This window comes from Mycolicibacterium sp. SMGY-1XX, assembly GCF_059132455.1.
Genome location: NZ_CP101139.1, coordinates 3,431,002 through 3,443,676, shown reverse-complemented (window position 1 = coordinate 3,443,676; position 12,675 = coordinate 3,431,002). Strand labels below are relative to the sequence as shown.

The window sequence follows — 12,675 nt, the reverse complement described above, 5'->3', positions numbered from 1 at the left end:
GGGCTCCGGCGCGCCGACTCACGCCGGAGTCGGGGCGGAGATCGATTCACACCGTGGTGGTGTCACCCCGCGGCATCAGGCGGCCGGTCACCGGCGCGAAGAGCCGCTGATAACCGGCCGGGGTCAGCCGTACCAGCAGGTCGAACGTCTTGGCGCCGGGCCCGACGAGCACACGGGACCTGTTCTTGCGCACCCCGGTGAGAATGCCCCGCGCCGCCGCCTCGGGAGCACCTTTGGCGAGCTTGTCGTCGAATAGCGTGGCCAGGTCGGTCATGTTCAGGCCCTGGGCACCCGTCGCGTTGCGCGCGATCGCCGTCTTGACGCCACTGGGGTACACGGTGGTGACTTTGACCGGGTTCCCAGCAAGCATCATCTCTTGACGAAGCGCCTCGGTGAAGCCGCGTACCGCGAATTTGGCCGAATTGTAAGCAGATTGGCCGGGGGCGGCGAAGATGCCCCAGATACTGGAGACGTTGACCACGTGGCCGTCACCGGAGGCGATCAAGTGCGGCAGGAACGCTTTGGTGCCGGTGACCACACCCCAGTAGTTGACCTCCATCACCCGTTCGAACTCGCTGAACTGACTCTGGCTCACCTCACCGAAGAACCCGATACCGGCATTGTTGTAGATCTGGTTGACCACCCCGAAGTGGTCGTTCACCTCGTCGGCGTAGGCCAGGAAGCGCGCACGGTCGGTGACGTCGAGCCGGTCCGCCTTGACGGAGGCACCGAGGGCCTTGACCCGTTGTTCGGTGTCCCCCAGCCCGGCGGTGTTGACATCGCTGATCGCGAGTTTTGCGCCCGCCCGCGCCAATTCGACGGCCAGCGCCTGCCCGATCCCCGATCCGGCGCCGGTGACCACGGCGACCTTGCCAGCGAAACCGTCCATGTTCACCCGTCCCTTGCTTGAGAACCGAGTCGAGACCCCACCTGGCGTGTGAGCCTAGCGTTCCTTCTCCATCCCGTCAGGTGCTGCGGCCAACGGGGCACGAATCATCTTGCTTCCTCAATTATTTCGAGGGGCCGCCAGCTCGAGGAAATGCGCTGGTCAGCTGAAGGAGTAGTCGCTGAGCGGGAAGCGGGTCTGCTCGGTGACCGTGGTACGCGTACCGGTGGCGCGCAGGTATGTCTCGCCGTCGGGGCTGAAGTAGTACGACCGCGACGTGCCGCAGTTCCCGCGATGGAACACCGTGTTGTGTTGCAGGGCACTCAGCCGGCTACAGAAACGCTCGTTGGCGTCTTCGGTGACCTCGAAGGTGGCCGCATTCCGCCGGCGCAGCTCGCCCAGAAGCCGATCCATGTGGCGCATCTGGTATTCCATCATGTCGAAGAAGTTCAGGCTGACCGCGTACGGGCTCGCCAGATTGAGCAGATTCGGGAAGTACGGGATCGACACCCCCTGGTAGGCCTGGAAACCGTAGTTGCGCCACCACTTTCCCAGGTTGCGGCCGTCACGCCCGATGATCTCGATCGCGGGGAAGTTGGACTCCCACAGATCGAATCCGGTGGCCAGCACCAGCGTGTCGATCTGGGTCGTGGTTCCGTCGCGGGCGACGATGCCACCGGGTTCCACCCGGTCGATGCCCGAGGCCTGCAGATGAACATGGGGTTTGGTGAAGGTCCGGTAATAGGAGTTGGAGAACGTGGGCCGCTTACAACCCATGTCGTAATCCGGTGCGAGCTGGCGCCGAAGCTCTGCGTCGCGGATGGACACAAAGCGCAGCATCGACGACGCGTGGGCGGCGGACTTGTTCAGCCACCAGAACCGGTGGTAGCGCAAGACCGACGCCACGAACGAGATCTCGTACATCCCGTCGGTGATCACGCGGAGCGCGCGCTGCGTCAGCGGCACCCGATTGAACAAGCGCCGCAACGCTTTCGGCATGGGAAAGTCGGTCCTGGGAACCACGTGGATGGGCGTACGTTGGTACACCGTCAGGTCAGCCGCCTGTTTGGCCAACTCGGGTATCAGCTGCACCGCAGTGGCCCCGGTGCCGATGACGGCGACCCGACGACCCGTGAAGTCGTAGTCGTCGTCCCACGCTGTGGTGTGCACGATCCGGCCGGCGAACTGGTCGATGCCGGGAATGTCCGGAGTGCGCGGCTGTGACAGCACACCGGTTGCGGCGATCACGAACCGGGCCACCAGCGTGTCGCCACCGGCCAGTGCCACCTCCCAGCGCTGGGAATCCTCGTCCCACCGCACGCTGTCGACGGTGGTGTTGAAGCGCATGTGCCTTCGGACGTCGTATTTGTCGGCCACTCGTTCCGCGTAGCGCTTGATCTCCTCCCCCGGAGCGTACAGGCGAGACCAATCCGGATTGGGCTCGAACCAATAGGAATAGGTGGACGACGGGATGTCACAGGCCAGCCCGGGGTAGCGATTGACATGCCACGTTCCGCCCAGGTCGCTTTCGCGATCCACGATCAGAAGATCGTGATATCCCAGCTTTTTCAGCTGGATGGCGGCGCCGATTCCACCGAAACCGGCTCCCACGATGACGACCTCGTACGCCAAGGCACTCATGGTGACGGAGGGTACCTGTCCAGCGGCCCTGTCGGGAAGGGGTTGTTGACTCCAGAAATTTGCTGAATTTGCTGGTCGGTGAGCGTGGCCGCCTCGGTACGGGTTCAGCTGAGAGGCTTCATGAACCGCCGCAGGACGGGCGGCACCAACTGCTGATAGTGCGGGCCCACGATGCGCACCGCCAGATCGAGGACCTTCATATCGGGCCCGATCAGCACCCGGGGCCGGTTCCTGCGGACCCCACCGAGGATCACCCGGGCGGCTTTCTCCGGGGAGGTGGACCACAATCGCACATCGAAGTTCTCCGTGAGATCGACGTCTCCGAGCCCTTCGGCCACGGTCATGTTGCGAAGGAAAGCGCTTGTGACACCACCGGGAAACACCGTGGTAACCCGCACAGGATGCCCTGCGAGCGCCATCTCCTGGTACAGCGCCTCGCTGAAACCGCGTACCGCGAATTTCGCCGAGTTGTAGGCGGCCTGCCCGGGTACGGCAAACAGACCGAACGCACTCGAGACATTCACCACGTGCCCGTCGCCGGAGGCGATCAGGTGCGGCAGGAACGCCTTGGTTCCGTGTACGACGCCCCAGTAATTGACGTTCATCACCCGTTCGATCTCCGCGAACCGGCTTATCTCGACATCTCCGTAGAAGGAGATCCCCGCGTTGTTGTAGATCTGGTTGACTTTGCCGAAACTGTCGTTGACCGTCTCGGCGTAGGCGACGAAGGCCTCGCGGTCGGAGACGTCGAGCCGGTCCGCCCTGACCGGTGCGCCGAGGGCGGCCACCTGCTTCTCGGTGACCGTCAGACCATCGACATCGATGTCGCTGATCGCGAGAGTGGCACCCCTGCGCGCCAATTCGAGCGCCAACGCCTGACCGATACCCGAACCAGCGCCCGTTACGGCAGCGACCTTGCCGGCAAACCCATTCATGCCTGCACTCCCCTCAGTCCGCTTTCTCGAGCGTAACCGCGATCCGCCGTCGACGACGCGGACACCGATTGCGGTATCCGCGGTCAGCGCCGGTTGCGACGGTAGGTGTGTTCGCCGGTGTTATCCCCCGCCGAGTTTTCGGTAGACATTGCCGACGATCGGCGCCAGCACAGCGCGGGGCAGGTAGGTGCTCGTCAGCGACATCACCTTGGCGGGCAGACCGGGCACCACACGCATCTTGTTGCGCTGCAGACCATTCAGCGACGCCTTCGCGGCGTACTCGGTGGAGACCCACATGTAACCGGGTATCACCTTGTCGACCACCGCTTCTTCGACGAAATCCGGCAATCCGGAACTGACCGGGCCCGGTGCCAGCAGCGTCACATGCACCCCGGAGTTCCGCAGTTCCACCCGCAACGCCTCACTGAATGTATTCAAGAAGGCCTTGCTGGACGAGTACGCGGCGTTGTTCGGTATCGGCGAATTGCCCGCAGCCGAACCGGAAATCAGGATGCCGCCCGCGCCGCGCCCGAGCATCCCCGGCAGTACCGCCAGCACCAGATCGTGCACCGCCACGACGTTGAGTTGCACCAGGGCGCGTTCGCCGGCAGGGTCCAGTTCTGCGACGGGGCCCAGCGTGGCCACACCGGCGTTGGCGCACAGGATCGAGATCGGGCGCGCGGCCAGCTCATCGGCCAGTTTCGCCCGGTGCGTCGGATCGGTGAGGTCCGCCGGCCACACTTCGACGGTGACGCCGTACTTGCCCACCAACCGCGCAGCCAAGTCCTTGAGCAGATTCTCGCGGCGCGCAGTGACGATCAGATTGTGGCCGCGCGCGGCCAATTCGGTAGCCAGGGCTTCGCCGATGCCATGGGAGGCTCCGGTGACCACGGCACGGCCGTCGGCGCTGGGTGAAGGTAGCGACACGCGCACGACGCTACACTCCCAGCAAATGAGTTGCCAGACCTTTCGCGAATTCTTCGAGCACATAAGCGTTGTACGAGACTTTCCGGTTAAGAAGCTGAGAACTCGCCGAACCCCTCCACTACAGGGCCGCCGCCTGCAATACTGCCCCCGTGGCCACTGCTAATCGACTGGTATCCAGCCCGTTCGTCAACCGCCTGGTGACGAACCCCGTTGTCTTCCATCTACTTTTCACCTCGTTCGTCACGAAACGGTTTGCCTCCCAGACACACCTGCTCGGCGACGACGACTGGTTGTTCCTGAATTACGGTTACGAGCAAGACCCTCCGATGGCCGTACCGCTGGATTCCTCCGACGAGCCCCACCGGTACTTCATCCAGCTCTACCACCGCACCGCAGCCCAGGTGGACCTGAGCGGCAAGAAAGTGCTGGAGGTCAGCTGCGGCCACGGCGGCGGGTCGTCGTATCTCACCCGCACGTTCAAGCCCGCGTCCTATACGGGACTGGATCTGAACCCGGCCGGCATCGAGTTCTGCAAGAAGCGTCACCACCTGCCGGGCCTGGAGTTCGTCCACGGTGACGCACAAAGTCTTTCGTTCCCAGATGAATCCTTCGACGCGGTGGTCAACGTCGAGGCGTCGCACCTCTATCCGGACGTCCCGAGCTTCTTTGCCGGAGTGACCCGCTTGCTGCGTCCGGGCGGACATTTTCTCTACGCCGATTTCCGCCGGCGCAGCGCGGTCGCCGAGTGGGAGGCGCAGATGGCCGCCACTCCGCTGCGGATGGTCTCGCAGGCCGTCATCGATGCGGATGTGCTTCGCGGGAACGAGAAGAACCGCCCGAGGAAGCAGGCCCTGATCGACCACCACGGCGCGGCGGCCACACGCGGCTTCACCCGGTTCTCCAGCGATCTGACCGACTGGGCGTTCAACGGTGCGTTGCGCAACGGCGAGTTCACATACCGGGTGTACTGCTTCGTCAAAGACTGAGACGCCTGACTGGAGTCGACCGCCGGAAGAGGATTCGCATGAACTTGGCTGACTGGCTCCGATTCCGCGCGAGCCTGATGAAGATAGGCCTCGACGGTGCGACCGGCGTGGTCCGGGACAGGGCGGTGTCGTACAGCTCTCTGTTGACCGGCCGGGAAACAGCACCACTGACCGATTTCGACCCGTTTGCGCCACAGACGAGGCGGGACCCGTACCCGCACTACCGCGCCCTGCTGACCGGGCCGGATGTGCCCAACGTGTGGTACAACCGCAGGCGCGGTATCTGGATCGTGGCCGGATACCACGACGTACGAACGGCATTACGCGACCACGCCTCGTTCTCCTCGGCGGAAAGCCAGGCCCGGTACCGGGTGCATCTGCAATCGATGAACGCGGCCGACCCCCCGTACCACACGCGGCTGCGCAAGTTCGTCTCCCGGGCGTTCACCCCGCGGGCGATGGCCGCGTGGCAGACGGTGATCAACGAGGTCGCCGACGAACTCGTCGACGCCATGATCGCCCGTGGCACAACAGAGCTCGTGCACGACCTCGCCAAACCGTTGCCGAACCGGCTGATCGCCACGATGCTGGGAATTCCGAAACAGGACCACACCCAGTTCCTCGCCTGGGCCGACGCCATGGCCGAAGGGGCGTTTGCGCAACTGGACCGGCACGGGCTGGCCCTGAGCGCCCGTTCGGCCCGGGCGACAGCGGCCATGCGACGCAATCTCGATCACCTCATCATGCAACGCCGGCGTGACCCCGGTGATGACCTGATCTCGATGATGACCGCCTCGGACGGCAACGACGTGCTGACCGACGACGAGATCTTCTGGAGCGCTGCGATGCTCATCGGTGCGGGCAGCGAGACGACCACCAATCTCCTGTCAGGACTGTTCCTGACGCTCGCGCAGCGCCCGGAGCTGTACACCCGGCTGCGTGAGCAGCCCGAACTGATCCCCTCCGCGATCGAGGAACAGCTTCGGTTCGTCGCACCCGTTCAAGGGTTCTATCGCACCGCCACCCGCGATTACACGATGGGAGCACAGACGATCCCGGCCGGTGCGCGGGTTCTGCTGCTGTTCGCCGCGGCCAACCGCGACCCGCGCCACTATCCCGACCCGGATACCTTCGATCTGCTCCGGAACCCGACCGACCACCTCGCCTTCGGCATCGGGATCCACTTCTGCCTCGGCACCCCGTTGAGCCGCCTGGAAGTGAGCCGCGTTCTGAGCCAACTCCTTCCGCGGGTCGAGTCGATCCGCCTCGCCGGCGACTACAGGTATCTCGATGACCCCACGATGCGCGGGCTGGCGCATCTGCCGCTGGAACTGGTGCCCGCCGGAGCGAGAACCGGCGGCGCCGGCAGCACCACCACGGCCGGCTCGCTCGACAGAACCTGATCCGCGATCCTCACAATCCGCGGTTGCCGAGCCAGCCGTCGATCCGCGCAGCCACCGCGTCCCAGCCGGGCTCGAGCATCATGTTGTGTCCCATGTCCGGGAAGAACTCGGCTTCGGTGCGATACGCCCGCGCGGTGGCGAGCACTTCCTTCCGGGTGTGGGCGCCGTCGTCCTCGGCGCCCAGGACCAACAGCGGTGTGGTCACTCGGTCGGGCCTGGGCAAGCTCAGCACGAGGCAGTCGAGGCCCACACGTGCGCTGTCCTCCTGGAGCCTGGCCGCATACTGCGCCACGTCCGATTCCGGAGTGTGCGCGGAGAAGAACCGCTCACGCGCCAGAGGTGGAGTGCTGATGTACGGCAGGGCTTTGCCGGTGGCCGTCATTTTGACGAAATGCCAAGGGTGATGCCGTATCCACCGCATCGTCGATCCGAGGTTGCCCTGCGGCGGCATGGAGGACATCAACACACCGGCGGGCGCGTGGTTGGACTCCAGGTATTTCTGCACGATGAGTCCGCCCATGGAGTGACCGATGATCACCGGTGCCGTGGGAAGACTGTTGGCCACCGCCCCGACATCGTCGGCGAAGTCGGCGACCGAGCACCTCCGCAGCGGTTTGTCGGCCGGACTGCCTCCGTGGCCCCGCAGACTGAGCGCCAGCGCCCGGTACCCTCTGCCGGCGAAGAAGCTCAGAAAGTGCTGGTCCCAGCACCAGGCCGCGTGCCAGGCGCCGTGGACGAAGAGCAATGGGACAGGGTGAGATCGGCTGACAGCGCCCCGGTCGATCACCTCGAGCATTGGCACGTTTTCCCTTGTGCTCCGACGGAATCGCAAAATTAACACGGAACGGGCGTCCGAAGGTTCGGTTTCGGGTTTCACGCGGCCTCGGTCTGTGCAATGGTTGACCGAAACCGTTGCGAGGAGCCCTGATCCGATGAAATCCCAACCCGTCGCGCTGGTCACGGGTGCGACGAGCGGTATCGGCGAGGCCACCGCGTACCGGTTGCAGGCCAAGGACTACCTGGTGTTCGCGGTCGGGCGCAATCCCGCTGCGCTCGAGGACCTCCGCGCCCGGGGATGTCAGGCCCGCGCGCTCGACATCACCGACGAGGCTGCGGTCAACCAGCTCGCCGACGAGATCAACGGTGAGTTCGGCGGTTGCGACGTCCTGGTCAACAGCGCCGGGTTCCCGCTGCGAAGCCCGCTCGAGCAGGTCTCGCTCGACGATCTCCGTAGTCTCTTCGAGACCCATGTGGTTGGGCCACTGCACCTTTCGCAGGCCGTCCTACCCACGATGCGGGCCCGCGGATCCGGCATCATCGTCAACATCGGCAGTACCGGTGGGCGGTTCACCTCACCGGGTGCGGGTGCTTATCACATCAGCAAGTACGGTCTGGAAGCGCTGTCGCTCGCGCTGAGCGCCGAGCTGAAGCAGTTCGGTGTCCGCGTCGTGTTGATCGACCCGACCGGGGTGCGCACCCGGTTCGTCGAAGCCCAGCTCAAGGAAACCCGTTGGTACCCAGACGATGATCCCTACGGCGAGTTCAAGCGTCGTTACGACGACGCGGCGCTGGCGTTGACCAAGGCGCCCGGTGTCATGGTCGATGCCGACACCGTCGCCCGCGTCGTCATGCGGGTGATCCAGGCCAAGAATCCGAAACCCCGCTACGTCGTCGGTTTGTCCGGCCACGCCACGGTACTGGCGCAGACGCTGCTCACCGACCGGATGTGGGAGCGCATCACGTTGTCGCGCCTGGCCCCCTGAAAGCCTATCGGAGCGGACGCTCGAACCTCGCGAGCCAGGCGCGGTTTCCGTAGGCATCGCGATGGACCACCTGCTCGACCGGTTTCCGGGTGGTGGGCCCGTAGCGGCCGCGCGGCCAGCCCAGCGGCACGATGCAGCACGGTGTCACCGACGGCGGCAGGCCCAGAACCCGGCGGGCCGAGACCTGACTCCACAACGGCAGGGTGATCAGCGACGCGCCCAGCCCCATGGCGCGCGCCGCCAAGAGCAGGTTCTGCACGCTCGGATAGATCGATCCCCAGTACGCCGACTCCGCCACGTGCGGCATCCGCACGACCGGCAGGCGCCCGTCGCGGGCGCCCAGGCGCAGGCATGCCACCACCAGCACCGGGATCTCGGTGAAGTGATCGACCTGCCATTGGATCGAGCGCGCGATCTTGGCCATGGACTCGTCCTGGGCGAGAGCGCGGCGCAGCACCACACCGCGCTGGATTCGCCAGGCCTGCCGGTAACGCCTGGCGAGCTTTTCCTTGACCCGGACATCCTTGACCACAACGAACTCCCAGATCTGCCCATCGTTGCCGGTGGGTGCGCGCAGCGCGAGTTCGATGCATTTCAGCACCAGGGCGTCGTCGACCGGATCGGGCAGGACCCGGCGCACCGCCCGCTGCGTCATCATGGCCTCCGCCAACGACATGTCGAGCCCGGCCAGCGCTTCCGCCGGCCCCCGCACGGAGGCAGAGGACGTGTGCGGCTGCGCGTCAGGCATGCGCACCGATCCAGGAGGTCGTGAAGCGCTGGATCTGATCGAGCCCGTCGGCGAACTGCCGCGCGACGTATTTCTCGATTCGACTGCCCACCAACGGCACTGCGAATTCCACGGTCGCCGACAGTGAAAGGGTGGAGCCTTCTGGCGACGGTGACAGCATCGCTGCACCATAACCCGATCCCGGTGCACCGGTGGCCGCAACGCTGATGGTTCCACTGATCTGACCGTCGCCGGACGGGGACCACCGCTCGGTGCTCACGACGTTGAGGTCACCGCGGTACACGTGCGCAAGGATGCCTGGCAGCATGCCTCGCCGCAGGTCTTCGGTGATGGTCACGGTGACGGTGCCGTCGGGATCGACGACCAGCGAGCGCAGCGCCTTGGCGCCGCCGAAGGCCGCGATGCGGGCCTGCCAGTAATCCTCATCGCCGAAAGCCGAGTGGATCTGTTCCACGCTGGCCGGTGAGTCGAACGAGAGGTCGAAGGAGCTGGGCATCGGCGGCCGGCCCTAGGTGCCGAACAGGCGATCAGCGAGGGCACCGGCGAACTTGCGTGTCTCCCCCAGCTGCTCCGGCTGGACGTTGGTGCTCGGAATCCGGACGCCCAGATACTTCTGCCGGTACTCCCCGCTGCCCAGGTAGCTCGTGAGCGACAACATGGATCGAACCGGGTCACCGGGGTAGGTGAAGTGGATCTCGTCGACATACCGACCCCCCTGCTGCTCGGCGAGTTCGCGCACCGACATGAGGTTCTCGCGCCAGTACTGACGGCAGACGACGAACACGGCGAAAGGCTTGTCCTGCAGCAGCTTTTTCGCCTCGTCGGATTTCAGGAAGGACCGCATCGGCAGGCTCACGGTCTCCCACCATGTCGGGGATCCGATGCAGATCAGGTCGTAGTCGTTGTCCCGCACCGCATCCGGAGTGCGGATCTCGCCGGTTTCGCCGCGCTTCTGTGCCGGTAACACGCTGAGCATGTCGGGCCAGACCCGTCGCATCGGAAAGCGGGAGAACCGATCGGCATAACGCTGATCGGTGAACTCGATCGGGGCGGGGCAGACCTCACACCCCCGCTCGCGGAACACCTCGCCCGCTGTCTCGAGAACCTTCTGCGACTGTCCCGTGTAGCTGTAGTAGAGCAGCAGGACCCTCGGTGACCGCTTCCCCTCCGTGCCGCTGGTCGTTTCCGTCATCCGATCCACCCCTTCCGTCGAATTCTGTGCTGTGGTGCGCTGTATCGGCGACCTTGCCGCCGTTCGCGGGTTAGGCTCCGTACGTGACTGGCAGAGTTTCCGTCGACCTCACCGGGCCCGCACAGACCATGCTCACGACCCTGTACTGCAAGGCACGCGATGCCGGGTCGAAACAGCCTGTTCTGGGCGACAGGTTCGCCAGGGAGACCGTGGACCGCATCGATTTCGACTGGGACGGGCTGAAAGTCGCGGACCGGTGGACACCACTGGTGACGGTGCGCACCGCTCAATACGACATCTGGGCGGCGCAGTTCCTGGCCGCGCACCCGCGGGCCACCGTGATCCACCTGGGATGCGGCCTGGACAGCCGGGTGTTCCGGCTGGATCCCCACCCGGATGTGCAGTGGTACGACGTCGACTACCCGGACGTGATCGCGCTGCGTAAACGGCTCTACCCGACCCGCCCCAGTTACCATCTGGTCGCGACGTCGGCCACCGACCCGTCCTGGCTCGACGAGATCCCGGTCGACGGCCCGGTGCTGCTGTTGGCCGAAGGCATCAGCATGTACCTGACCGAAACCGATGGAATTGCCTTGCTGCAACACGTTGTCGACCGATTCGGGGCGGGCGAGATCCAGATCGACTTCTACAACTGGCTCACGGTCCGGTCGCAGAGAACCCACAAGCTGCAGCGGCAATCGGGTTCGACACTGCACTGGGCCGTCAACGGTCCCGCCGACATCCTGGACCAGGTGGCCGAACTGCGCCTGCTGGCCGCCGAGACCTTTTTCGATACCCCGACGTTCCGCCGGACCTCGGCGGGCTTCCGCATGGCGGGCCGGCTGGTCCGGGTTGTGCCGCCGCTGCGTCGGGCGCTGCAGTACCACCGCTACGCCTTCGGCCCCGTCACCTGACACCACTGGGCGCGTGCTGCTGGGCCAGTTCGCACAGCAGAGTGTGGATGGCGGCCACCGATCGTTCGGGCTGCGGGCCGTACGAGTGATATTCGACATTCAACTGCCCGGCATAGATCTGGGTGAAGTAAATCTCGATACCGTCGTTGACGTCGAAGTACAACTCACCGTGCGTGCTGATCACTTCCAGATCGGGCGGCGTGCGCAACGGCGGCACCAGACCGTTGTCGGACAGCAGCACCACGTCCGGCAACCCGGGCGCATTGCCGACATACTGCGGGCTGAAGTGGAGCCGCGACTGCTGTATCACCCCGTCGGCGAGGTCGGATTTGAAGGTCTGGGCGATATCGCGCGCGAGCTCGACCACATCTGTCCTGCGGTCGATCTCGGCCAGATAGGTCGCCAGTCCCACCGGGTTGGTGCAGCCCGTCGCGGACACCGGCGGGGACAGGAAATACCGTAGGTCGACCGTGTAGATCAGGGGAACGGGGATGGTCGCCGCCCCACGCAGTTGCCACTCCGCTTTCACGATGACAGCAGAGAGCATCGCGGTCAGGCCGATTCCCTGCGCACGGCAGAGTGCGACGATGCTGTCGGTGTGCTGCTCGCTCAGCTGGCACGAGACGATCGGAACACGCACGGGTGACGGTGATTTGACACCTGTGGTGGCGCGCCGGGACGGCGGCAGGTCATAGGCGAACACCGCAGGCATGAATCGTTCGATGCCCGAGCGCTTCTGCTTGTGGATACCCCGCTCGGCAAGTATCGCCTCGACGGACTCCGGGGCGGACTCGACGGTGAGCCGACGGATGCTTCCGCTGACCACCAGATCGGTGTAATACGACAGCAACTCCTCGATCAGGGTGTACATGTGGTGGCCGTCAGCGAGGCTGTGGTGGACATAGAGGGTGGGGCGCGCCTGGCCGCCGCGGACGGTCACCCGCAGATGGACCAGCGCCGTGTACTGGTCGAAGTGCAGCGGCGGTTCCTCGGCCGCCGGGTCGTGCAGTTCCACCACCTCGAGGCCCTCGGGCAGGAGGTCGTCCGCGACCAACTGATGACGCCCGTCGTCGCCGCGCTCGAGCCGGGCGGTCAGCACCGGACGCGCTTCGAGCAGCGCGTCGTAGGCCGCCGACAGGGCCTCGAGATCCACCGGGCCCTTCACCTCGGCGCCCAGCCCCACGAAGTTGTGGGTCTCGGCGAGCATCTCCTCACTGTTGGCCAGTTTGCGAATGACCGCCGAGGGAAAGCCGTTGCTGCCCATCTGCCTCTCCTTTTGC

13 protein-coding genes are annotated in these 12,675 nt (G+C 65.2%); 4 read left to right on the top strand and 9 right to left on the bottom strand.

The genetic code is table 11. The annotated features are described in order from the left end of the window. Positions 1-46: 46 nt before the first annotated feature. From NL241_RS16770 to cmrA, 4 genes are all read right to left on the bottom strand, one after another. Complete coding sequence (locus tag NL241_RS16770) at positions 47-889, bottom strand: SDR family NAD(P)-dependent oxidoreductase (RefSeq protein ID WP_487695928.1); 843 nt, start codon at positions 887-889, stop codon at positions 47-49. 159 nt (positions 890-1,048) lie between these two features. After that, a complete protein-coding gene (locus tag NL241_RS16765; RefSeq protein WP_487695929.1) occupies positions 1,049-2,527 on the bottom strand; it encodes a flavin-containing monooxygenase in 1,479 nt (492 codons plus the stop codon). A gap of 104 nt (positions 2,528-2,631) precedes the next feature. After that, the gene (locus NL241_RS16760) at positions 2,632-3,462 is read right to left on the bottom strand and encodes an SDR family NAD(P)-dependent oxidoreductase (protein WP_487695930.1); all 831 of its coding nucleotides are present in this window, start codon (positions 3,460-3,462) and stop codon (positions 2,632-2,634) included. 120 nt (positions 3,463-3,582) lie between these two features. Beyond that, positions 3,583-4,389, bottom strand: a complete 807-nt coding sequence (gene cmrA, locus NL241_RS16755; protein ID WP_494398133.1) for a mycolate reductase — start codon at positions 4,387-4,389, stop codon at positions 3,583-3,585. A 149-nt stretch (positions 4,390-4,538) separates the two neighbouring features. Between cmrA and NL241_RS16750 the strand changes: the two genes are divergently transcribed. After that, positions 4,539-5,375 carry a phthiotriol/phenolphthiotriol dimycocerosates methyltransferase gene (locus tag NL241_RS16750; protein ID WP_494398132.1) on the top strand — a complete coding sequence of 279 codons (837 nt, stop codon included), beginning with the start codon at positions 4,539-4,541 and terminating at the stop codon, positions 5,373-5,375. Positions 5,376-5,413: 38 nt separating this feature from the next. After that, complete coding sequence (locus NL241_RS16745; protein ID WP_494398131.1) at positions 5,414-6,778, top strand: cytochrome P450; 1,365 nt, start codon at positions 5,414-5,416, stop codon at positions 6,776-6,778. 10 nt (positions 6,779-6,788) lie between these two features. Here NL241_RS16745 and NL241_RS16740 read toward each other — a convergent pair whose 3' ends face one another. Then, complete coding sequence (locus tag NL241_RS16740; protein ID WP_487695951.1) at positions 6,789-7,574, bottom strand: alpha/beta hydrolase; 786 nt, start codon at positions 7,572-7,574, stop codon at positions 6,789-6,791. 136 nt (positions 7,575-7,710) lie between these two features. On the opposite strand from NL241_RS16740, the gene NL241_RS16735 reads away from it, so the two are divergent. Continuing rightward, the gene (locus tag NL241_RS16735) at positions 7,711-8,541 is read left to right on the top strand and encodes an SDR family oxidoreductase (RefSeq protein ID WP_494398130.1); all 831 of its coding nucleotides are present in this window, start codon (positions 7,711-7,713) and stop codon (positions 8,539-8,541) included. Between the two features lie 4 nt (positions 8,542-8,545). On the opposite strand, the gene NL241_RS16730 is transcribed toward NL241_RS16735, so the two are convergent. From NL241_RS16730 to NL241_RS16720, 3 genes are read right to left on the bottom strand one after another with little or no spacing between them, the layout of a single operon-like run. Continuing rightward, positions 8,546-9,289, bottom strand: coding sequence for a nitroreductase family protein (locus NL241_RS16730; RefSeq protein ID WP_487695935.1), 744 nt, complete (start codon positions 9,287-9,289; stop codon positions 8,546-8,548). Continuing rightward, complete coding sequence (locus tag NL241_RS16725; RefSeq protein ID WP_487695936.1) at positions 9,282-9,785, bottom strand: DUF2505 domain-containing protein; 504 nt, start codon at positions 9,783-9,785, stop codon at positions 9,282-9,284. Before NL241_RS16725 ends, NL241_RS16730 begins: the two co-directional genes overlap by 8 nt. Before the next feature lie 12 nt (positions 9,786-9,797). Next, on the bottom strand, positions 9,798-10,481 hold the full coding sequence (locus NL241_RS16720; protein ID WP_494398129.1) for a flavodoxin family protein: 684 nt from the start codon (positions 10,479-10,481) through the stop codon (positions 9,798-9,800). A gap of 83 nt (positions 10,482-10,564) precedes the next feature. On the opposite strand from NL241_RS16720, the gene NL241_RS16715 reads away from it, so the two are divergent. Next, positions 10,565-11,395: a class I SAM-dependent methyltransferase gene (locus NL241_RS16715; protein ID WP_494398128.1), complete on the top strand. Its 831-nt coding sequence runs from the start codon at positions 10,565-10,567 to the stop codon at positions 11,393-11,395. Here the strand turns inward: NL241_RS16715 and NL241_RS16710 are convergent. Then, positions 11,388-12,659: a phthiocerol/phthiodiolone dimycocerosyl transferase family protein gene (locus NL241_RS16710; RefSeq protein WP_494398127.1), complete on the bottom strand. Its 1,272-nt coding sequence runs from the start codon at positions 12,657-12,659 to the stop codon at positions 11,388-11,390. The two genes, NL241_RS16715 and NL241_RS16710, sit on opposite strands and share 8 nt — an antisense overlap. Between the last annotated feature and the right edge of the window lie 16 nt (positions 12,660-12,675).